Below are 8,503 nucleotides of genomic sequence, written 5' to 3' on the forward strand. Positions count from 1 at the left end.
GAGAAACATCTGGTGCAAGTAATTCAAAAATTATTCTATACTATGCGAACAGATTTGGTTCAAGATTTCAATACGAAGTCAAACTTCCACTGCAAAATCTGAAATCAACGGTTAATAACACGACAGGTATTGGAGATCTTGAACTTGGCTTAAAATATGCGTTTTATGACAATTATAAGAGCATGCTTATTTTAACAACTGGTTTTGAACTTTCTCTTCCAACCGGGAGCGAAACGAAAGGATTGGTAAAGGTTGGGATTAATAGAAATTCTTGTTCGGGGTAAGCTTTTGTCGCATAGTGTGCACGAATAAAGTTAAGTTCGCCTTGGGGATATTTTCTCTGGTTAACAAAGGATTTTATGTGTTCAATTATCTCGTAAATTTGTTGTTCACTGAATATTTCTCCAAAAGCTGGCATCGTTTGAGATAGACCACGGGCATTCCCTCCATATTTTATCACCGCATACCAGTCTTTTCTTGCTTCTCTTGAGTTGAAATATCCGTCTGTGAAATCTGGCGGTGGGACATCCCAACTTTCTTTTACTTCTTCAGGTATGTTCCCCTTCCCATCTATACCATGGCATTTTGCACAAAATACTTCGTAAATTTGTTTCCCATTCATTGTTTTTATCGCTTCAAAATCAATTGCCTGTTCTGTGGTGTCCTGTTGTGCAAAGATCAATCCAGTTGTGAGAAGGACGACAAAAATAATTTTGTTCATAGTTTTAAATTTTTGTTTGTTTTTAGAGTTTAATAAAGAATGCCAACGCCGTGTTTATAAACAAGTTCTCCACCTCTTAATCCTGTTTGAACTAAAAAGAACATGCCAACAAGCGAGATTACAAAGACTATGAGATTCGTTTTGAAGTTAAACTTTCCGGTTCGCATCAGAATCACTTTCAAAATAAATGCGATAAAGAAAGTAATCCCGGTAAGTTTTGCGAATGTTTCATGGGATTCAATTAATTCTTCAAGATGTGAGACTTTTTCAAAGTTTTCGGCAGATGCCTCACCAGATAAAATTGATGGAACAACAAAAATCAAACCTAACAAAAGGAGAAGAACCGACGAATTTTTAATCCAATCCTTTTGGAAAATCATCCAAAGTATTTCAAAAAGGACATAGCTTGTTAGGAGGGCGATCGGGAAATGAACAAGCATTGGATGAAGTGGCATAGTTTTAACCTTTTTTAGTTTGTAATTTAAGATATAAAGCATTAGAAAAACATTAAAACGAGATTAGAGTTTATTAATTAAGCGCAGAAAACTTGCTTGTAAATTTTGACGGAATTAACTTTGTTATGGTTACACGATAAACAAATAAAATTTAAAGTTGCTATGAAATTGCTTTTGATTGAAGACGAGAAAGATTTGACCAGAACGCTAAAAAAGGGGCTTAAAGAGGCAGGTTATAATGTTGATGTGGCATATGATGGCGAATCTGGCGTTTTTATGGCAGTTTCTGGCGAATATGATTGTATAATTCTTGATTTCAAATTGCCAAAAAAAGGATGGACTTGAAGTTTGCAGGGAAATAAGAAGAAATAAAATTTCAACTCCGATTTTGATGCTCACCGTTGTTGATGCGGTTGATATGAAAGTTAAATGTTTGGATGCCGGGGCTGATGATTATCTCACAAAACCATTTTCATTTTCGGAGCTCCTTGCGAGGATAAGGGCTTTGACGAGGCGTGCGAAAACAGCGTCATCATCAATTCAAATTGCCGACCTTGTCATCAATCCCATAAGCAGAACCGTAATGAGAGGAGGCAAGAAAATTTATCTTTCTCCAAAGGAATATGATCTACTTTATTATCTTGCGATAAATCAAAACAAGGTGCTGACACGTATGGAGATAGCTGAAAATGTCTGGGGGATAAATTTTGACACCGGGACGAACTATATTGATGTTTATATCAATTACTTGCGAAATAAAATTGACAAGGAATTTGATAAAAAACTGATTCATACTGTTCGTGGCGTTGGCTATGTTTTAAAGGTGGAATAAAATTTTAAATTGAAATGAACTACAAATCGTTAAAATTTAGGCTTAACTTGTGGTATCTTCTTGTTTTTGTCCTTGCGGTTTTGATATCTGAGATTGGAATTTATATATATCTTGACAGGTCACTTCATAAAGAACTTGACATCTTGCTGATGAAGGAAGCGGAGGAACTTACAGGTAAGATAAAGTTTGATGGTGGAAGTTTTATATTTGTTGATTCAACTGAGTTTTATGAGGCGGAACATTTTCACCTGAATGAGGCATCGGTCTTTTTCAGAGTGTTGGATGAAAATTTAAATGTTGTTGCTGTATCTGAAAATTTGAAGAAATGGAATTTTCAAATACCCAAGCCGAGCAAAGAAAAGCTTGGTCGTGCGGATGAAATTACAATAAATGGGGAAAGATTACGAATTTTTTATCATCCTATTTATTTGGAGGGCAAATTTCAAGGAGTTGTGGAGACATCAAAGTTTGAGGGAACTGTGCAGACGGCGATGGGACTTTTAAGAACTTCGCTTATCCTTGCTGTTGTGCTTGCATTTATCATTGCATCGTATGGTGGGAATTTGATTGTTTCAAAGTTAATAAGTCCGCTTGAACAGGTGATAGAAAAAGCTGATAAGATAACGGCTGAAAATTTAACTGAAAGAATTGAGTTGAAAGATGGAAAATATCCAGATGAAATTATAAAGCTTGTGAATGCGATCAACAGATTACTTGAGAGATTGGAAAAATCATTCAGGCAAATATCTCAATTCACATCCGATGTCGCCCACGAGCTTTTAACACCGCTCTCTGTTATAAAAGACGAGGTTGAAATAACATTGATGAAGAAAAGACGCTTAGGCGAGTATATTAACACTTTAAATTTAATTCAGAAACAAACGGACAGAACGATTTCAATAATAAAATCAATGCTTTATCTTGCTAAAGCTGATGCTGGAATTGTAAGAGCGAATATGCAAAAGGTTTATTTAAACGATTTAATTCGTGAATTGATTTTAACATTCAATTTGAAAGCAAAGCAGAAAAATGTGAAATTGAAATTTTATTGTAATTCCGATGTCGTTATAAATACGGATGAGAAACTTCTTTTTGAAGCTTTGCGAAACATAATTGACAATGCAATTGAATATACTGGCTCTGGTGGTAAAGTTGAAGTAACCTGCGAAAGGATAGATGACAAGGTGAAAATTACCGTATCAGATACGGGGATTGGAATTAGCGAGGATGAGTTACCTTATATTTTTGACAGGTTTTATCGGGGTAAAAACGCTTTTGAAATAAATCCATCTGGAACAGGTCTTGGTCTTTCTCTCACAAAAGCCATAATTGAAATCCTCTCGGGTCAAATTAAAGTTTCAAGCCAACTTGGAAAAGGGACGGAATTTGTGATTTACCTTCCCGAGAAATTATAGTCATAATTTTTTGCGTTAACGACTTAACTAAATCTCCTGCCTTGCTTATATCATTTTGAGCAATTAAATTTTATCAAAAATTAATTGATCTCACGAAGATGAAAATTGCTTACTTTGATGCGTTTTCAGGGATAAGTGGTGATATGACCATAGGTGCTTTCATTGATGCGGGGATTGATTTTGAGGAATTTAAAAACGAAATTCAAAAGTTGAACTTAAAAAATTTTGATGTCAAGATAAAAAAAATCACAAGGCATGGGATAAATGCGACGAAATTTGATGTAGTCATAAAAGAAGATAGAGAGGCTCATCGGAATCTTTCGGAAATCTTTGAGATAATTGACAAGAGCAATTTATCTGATTTCGTCAAGAAAACGTCTCAAAAAATTTTCACAACTCTTGCTCAAGCTGAGGCGAAAATTCATAATGTTGCAATTGATGATGTTCATTTTCATGAAGTTGGAGCGGTTGATTCAATAGTTGATATAGTTGGGACTGCGATTTGCATTGAAAAGTTTGGGATAGAAAAGATTTTTGTTTCAAAAATTCCGCTTGGTTCGGGCGGTTTCGTTCAAACGCAACATGGGAAAATGCCAGTTCCATCTCCAGCAACGGTTGAAATCTTAAAGAATTTTCCAGTTATTTTAACAGATGTTTCTTTTGAGTTGACGACTCCAACGGGTTCTGCCATAGTTGCAACGCTTGCTGAATATGGGCTTGAAAAAGAAACGATAAAAATAAGCGCAATTGGATATGGCGCGGGGCAATTTGAAATCCCAGACCGTCCAAATCTTTTGAGAATTATCATCGGCGAAATCCCGTTAAAATACGGGGAAGAAAAACTTCTTTTAATAGAAACAAACATAGATGATATGAACCCAGAGGTTTACCCTTATGTTATTGAGAAGCTCTTGTCCTCTGGGGCAAATGATGCTTACCTTGTCCCGATAATCATGAAGAAAGGTCGTCCTGGGATCTTGCTTTCAGTTCTTATTTCAGAGTCAAAACTTGATAATGTGTTAAAAATTATCTTTACGCAGACGACAACGCTTGGTGTTAGAATAATTGAGATCAAAAGAAGGAAATTGCCAAGGGAACAAAGAGAAATTGAAACCCCATTTGGGAGAGTGAAATTTAAACTTGTTTCAATTGATAATGTTGAGCGACTTATTCCAGAATTTGAAGAATGTAAAAGAATAGCTGAAGAGAGAAATCTTTCATTGATTCAGGTTTATAAAATTCTTGAATCGTTGGTAAATCAGTAAGCTAATCTCAAAAAATTTCTTGCAAGAGGTTTATGAAGAACCTTTATGTCAATGTGGCACTTCCAGTTCCTGTGAATAAGCTTTTCACTTACATTGTTCCCGATGAATTAAGGGATGATGTCGCCGTTGGGAAAAGAGTTATAGTTCCATTTGGGGAGCAGGAGCTGACGGGGATCATAGTTGAGGTTTCAACTCAAAGTGGGTGGCATAGGTTAAAGGAGATAAAAGATGTGCTTGATCAGGTTCCAGCTTTTTCCGAGGAAATGTTAAAGCTTACGAAATGGGTTGCAGATTATTATCTTGCAAGTTGGGGTGAAGTTTTGAAGACAGCCCTTCCTGCAGGAACTGTTCTTGAGAGCAGGAGTATTGTGAGACTTCGTCGTCAACTTGAGCCAGAGGTTTTGTCAAACATGGAGAAGAGCTCGCCAAAGAAAGCGGAGGTTTTAAAATTTCTTATAAGTCAAAATTCGCCAGTCGCCATAAAGACTTTAAAGAATAAGTTTCATTTTAAAAACATTTATTCAATTCTTCACTCACTTGAATCTCTGGGTTATGTTGAAATTGAAAGGTATCTCCCAGAACAAAAGGCGAAAATAAAGTTTGAGAAATTTGTTTCAATATCAAAAAGCTATGCTGATAACTCAAAGAAATTAACACAGGTAATTGAGGAGCTTGAAAAGACATCACCAAAGCAAGTAGAGATTTTATTGTTTTTGCTTGCCCGGTTGAAAAAAGGTGAGAGTGAAGTTTTACTCTCTGATCTATTGAGGGTAACGGGGGCAAGTATGCAAACAGTAAAAAAACTTGCTGAAAGAGGGCTAATTGAGATTTATAAAAAGGAAGCAATTAGAAAATTTGAATATGAATTTGATGAGCCCGATAAAAAGTTTGAGTTAAACGAATATCAAAAGAAAGCGCTTATTGAGATAAAAAAGGCAATTGATTCGGAAAGTTTTAAAACATTTTTGCTTTATGGTGTAACTGGCAGTGGAAAAACGCAAATTTACATTGAAGCGATAAAGGAAATAATAAAACTTGGTAAAACAGCGATTGTTCTTGTTCCCGAGATTTCGCTTACCCCTCAGATTGTAAATCGCTTTAAAAAAAGCTTTGGTGATATCGTCGGAGTTCTTCACAGCAGAATGTCAATTGGGGAAAGATATGATTCATGGAGGATGATAAAAAATGGGGTTTATAAAATTGTGATTGGTCCAAGGTCTGCAATTTTTGCACCACTTGATAGAATTGGATTGATAGTTGTTGATGAGGAGCAGGAAAGTTCATACAAACAGTTTGATTTGCCTCCGAGATATAACGCAAGGGATGTTGCCATAATGAGGGGAAGGATAAATAACGCTGTGGTTATACTTGGGTCTGCTACGCCATCGCTTGAGTCATACTACAACGCAAAGTTGGGGAAATATCACCTTCTTGTTTTACCTGAACGAGTTGATAACGCAAAGTTGCCGAAAATTGAGGTTGTTGATATGATAAAAGAGAGAAAAGAACACGCAAATAAAACATCAATTTCAACTCTTTTGACCCAGAAAATTGATGAGAGAATTTCACGAGGGGAAGGGATTATAATTTTCCAGAACAGGCGTGGATATTCAACTTATATTGAGTGTCAGGATTGTGGTTATGTTGAGATGTGTGATAATTGTAGCGTCACTTTGATCTTTCATAAAGCAGGCAACCACTTGAGATGCCATTATTGTGGGTTTGTTAAAAGCGTCCCTGAAAAATGTCGCAGATGTGGAGGAATTAAGCTTAAATTAAAAGGGGTTGGAACTCAAAGAGTTGAGGATGAGGTGGCACAGATTTTTTCAAGTGCGAAGATTATACGGATGGATCTTGACACGACGATGGGTAAGAAATCATATGATAAAATTATGCAAAGGTTTGCAAATGGTGAAGCCGATATTTTGTTGGGGACTCAAATGGTTGCAAAAGGTCTTGATTTTTCAAGGGTAACGCTTGTTGGGGTTATCTCTGCGGATATACCGATGCTCATCCCAGATTTCAGGTCAAGCGAAAGGACATTTCAACTTCTCACACAGGTCGCTGGAAGAGCTGGCAGAAGTGAAAAGGAGGGTGAGGTTATAATTCAAACATTTCAACCAGATCATTATATCTTTAATTACGTGGTTGAGCATAAAACGCTTGAATTTTACGAACGAGAATTAAAAATAAGAAAGGAACTTAACTATCCCCCATTTACACGGCTTATATTAATTGAATTTAAGGGGAGAAACGAAAAAAATGTTGAGCTCGCCTCGGATGAATTTGCAAAGGAATTAAGATCAAAGGTCCACTTACCAGTTCAAATTCTTGGTCCAGCTCCAGCTGCGATACCGAAGATAAATCAAAATTACAGGTATCACATAATAATGAAAATTCCCAAAAATGTTGATAAGACTGGTGGTGAGATCGCTCGGATAATATGGCAGTTGAAGGAGAAATTTGAAGTGAAATTAAATTCAAAGGGTGTTAAATTAATAATTGATGTTGATCCGCAAAATACTGTTTAAAGTTCTCACAATTTTTCTCTTTTCAGAATTTCTTCTATCGCAGCCGTTGAAAGTTGAAATTTACGGCAACAGATATTTGCCTTTGAGGGAAATAGAGAAACAAGTTTATGAGATCATCGGAGGGGGTGGAGTTTCAGGGGAAGAGATAGAAACATTGAAAGGCAAAATTTTAAATTTATATATTGAAAACGGATTTTATTTTGCAAAGGTTGAGTCAATCAAAGTAGATGGCAAGTTAAAAATTTATATTAGCGAGGGAAAGCAAGCGAAATTGGGGGAAGTGGAAATCTCTGGAAATGAAGCTTTATCGGTTGAGGATATAATTGCAATTTCTGGTTTTAAAAAAGGGGACATATTTTTGCCGGGGATTTTAAAAGACAAAATCAGGAGAATTCTTGACACATATTCAAACATTGGATATCCACTTGCGAGGGTTGAGGTTGCGGGTTTGAATTTTGATGAAAATGGATTTGTAAACTTAAATCTTAAAATAAACGAAGGTAGCTTGATAAAAATTGAGCAGGTAAAAATTGAGGGTAATAAATTGACCAAAGAATCTCTAATTTTGCGGGAAATGAGGATTAAAAAGGGGGAAATTTATCGTGAGAGGAAATTCAACCAGATAAGAAATAGACTTGTGAAGCTTGGGTTATTTGAGGTGGTTGAGGAACCTGAAATTTTTTTCTCCGACACGATAAGTGGGGTTTTGATAAAGGTTAGAGAAGTAAGACCGAATTTTTTTGATGGTGTAATTGGCTATGTTCCGAGGACTGAAACATCGGGTGGATATTTCACGGGATATATAAATATAGTTTTGAAAAATTTATTTGGCACAGGGAGAAGGTTTGGGGCAAGGTGGAATGCTGAAACACGGGAAACGCAGGAATTTGAACTTAATTATTTTGAACCGTATGTATTAAGTTTTCCGTTAAGTGCGGAAGTTTCTTTTCATCAGCGAAAGCAGGATTCAACTTATGTCGTTAGAGAACCAAAATTGAATCTTTCGTTTGAACTGACAAGCTCTGAGAAGGTTTCAGAAATTTTAAAGGCGTCGTTTTATATCTCTCAAAGGACGGTGATCCCAACTGCGACTGAGTTCATAGGTTATCAAATTTTTGAAAGCACGAGTTTAAATGCGGGGTTTGGGGTTTCATACGATTCAAGGGAGAATTTAGATTTGCGGGCGTCGGAACATAGCCAATTACACCATCAAAAAAAGTCGGTCATACTGCTCTAACCTATATCAAAACCCCACTTATCGTGTCGGAGAAAAAAATTTCAGGT

General features: G+C 36.2%; 7 protein-coding genes and 1 pseudogene. 6 read left to right on the plus strand and 2 right to left on the minus strand.

Annotated elements, in window-relative coordinates:
• Positions 1 to 32 precede the first annotated feature (32 nt).
• A complete protein-coding gene (locus AT685_RS08780; RefSeq protein ID WP_420021850.1) occupies positions 33 to 284 on the plus strand; it encodes a transporter in 252 nt (83 codons plus the stop codon).
• Here the strand turns inward: AT685_RS08780 and AT685_RS06845 are convergent.
• Both AT685_RS06845 and AT685_RS06850 read right to left on the minus strand, forming a co-directional pair.
• The gene (locus AT685_RS06845) at positions 173 to 721 is read right to left on the minus strand and encodes a c-type cytochrome (RefSeq protein WP_072152061.1); all 549 of its coding nucleotides are present in this window, start codon (positions 719 to 721) and stop codon (positions 173 to 175) included. The two genes, AT685_RS08780 and AT685_RS06845, sit on opposite strands and share 112 nt — an antisense overlap.
• A gap of 29 nt (positions 722 to 750) precedes the next feature.
• Positions 751 to 1,218, minus strand: a complete 468-nt coding sequence (locus tag AT685_RS06850) for a DUF2231 domain-containing protein (RefSeq protein ID WP_072152062.1) — start codon at positions 1,216 to 1,218, stop codon at positions 751 to 753.
• Positions 1,219 to 1,338: 120 nt separating this feature from the next.
• Here AT685_RS06850 and AT685_RS06855 point away from each other — a divergent pair.
• The 5 genes and pseudogenes from AT685_RS06855 (at position 1,339) to AT685_RS06875 (ending at position 8,456) form a co-directional block, all read left to right on the plus strand.
• A pseudogene (locus tag AT685_RS06855) lies at positions 1,339 to 2,008 on the plus strand (response regulator).
• Between the two features lie 14 nt (positions 2,009 to 2,022).
• On the plus strand, positions 2,023 to 3,423 hold the full coding sequence (locus AT685_RS06860; RefSeq protein ID WP_072152063.1) for a sensor histidine kinase: 1,401 nt from the start codon (positions 2,023 to 2,025) through the stop codon (positions 3,421 to 3,423).
• 98 nt (positions 3,424 to 3,521) lie between these two features.
• A complete protein-coding gene (gene larC / locus AT685_RS06865) occupies positions 3,522 to 4,688 on the plus strand; it encodes a nickel pincer cofactor biosynthesis protein LarC (protein ID WP_072152064.1) in 1,167 nt (388 codons plus the stop codon).
• A gap of 32 nt (positions 4,689 to 4,720) precedes the next feature.
• Entirely contained in the window at positions 4,721 to 7,219 is a 2,499-nt protein-coding gene (gene priA / locus AT685_RS06870) for a primosomal protein N' (protein ID WP_072152065.1), read from the plus strand.
• Positions 7,194 to 8,456 (plus strand): POTRA domain-containing protein, encoded by a 1,263-nt coding sequence (locus tag AT685_RS06875; protein WP_072152066.1) that lies wholly within the window; start codon positions 7,194 to 7,196, stop codon positions 8,454 to 8,456. The genes priA and AT685_RS06875 overlap by 26 nt, the downstream gene beginning before the upstream one ends.
• The last annotated feature ends 47 nt before the right edge of the window (positions 8,457 to 8,503 follow it).

Source organism: Candidatus Kryptobacter tengchongensis, from assembly GCF_001458555.1.
Lineage (GTDB): Bacteria > Bacteroidota > Ignavibacteria > Kryptoniales > Kryptoniaceae > Kryptonium > Kryptonium tengchongense.

Excerpts from the sequence above, each read along its gene's own strand:
- AT685_RS06845 (WP_072152061.1), bottom strand. The coding sequence starts at position 721 with ATGAACAAAATTATTTTTGTCGTCCTTCTCACAACTGGATTGATCTTT.
- AT685_RS06850 (WP_072152062.1), bottom strand. The coding sequence starts at position 1,218 with ATGCTTTATATCTTAAATTACAAACTAAAAAAGGTTAAAACTATGCCA.
- AT685_RS06860 (WP_072152063.1), top strand. The coding sequence starts at position 2,023 with ATGAACTACAAATCGTTAAAATTTAGGCTTAACTTGTGGTATCTTCTT.
- larC (WP_072152064.1), top strand. The coding sequence starts at position 3,522 with ATGAAAATTGCTTACTTTGATGCGTTTTCAGGGATAAGTGGTGATATG.
- priA (WP_072152065.1), top strand. The coding sequence starts at position 4,721 with ATGAAGAACCTTTATGTCAATGTGGCACTTCCAGTTCCTGTGAATAAG.
- AT685_RS06875 (WP_072152066.1), top strand. The coding sequence starts at position 7,194 with ATGTTGATCCGCAAAATACTGTTTAAAGTTCTCACAATTTTTCTCTTT.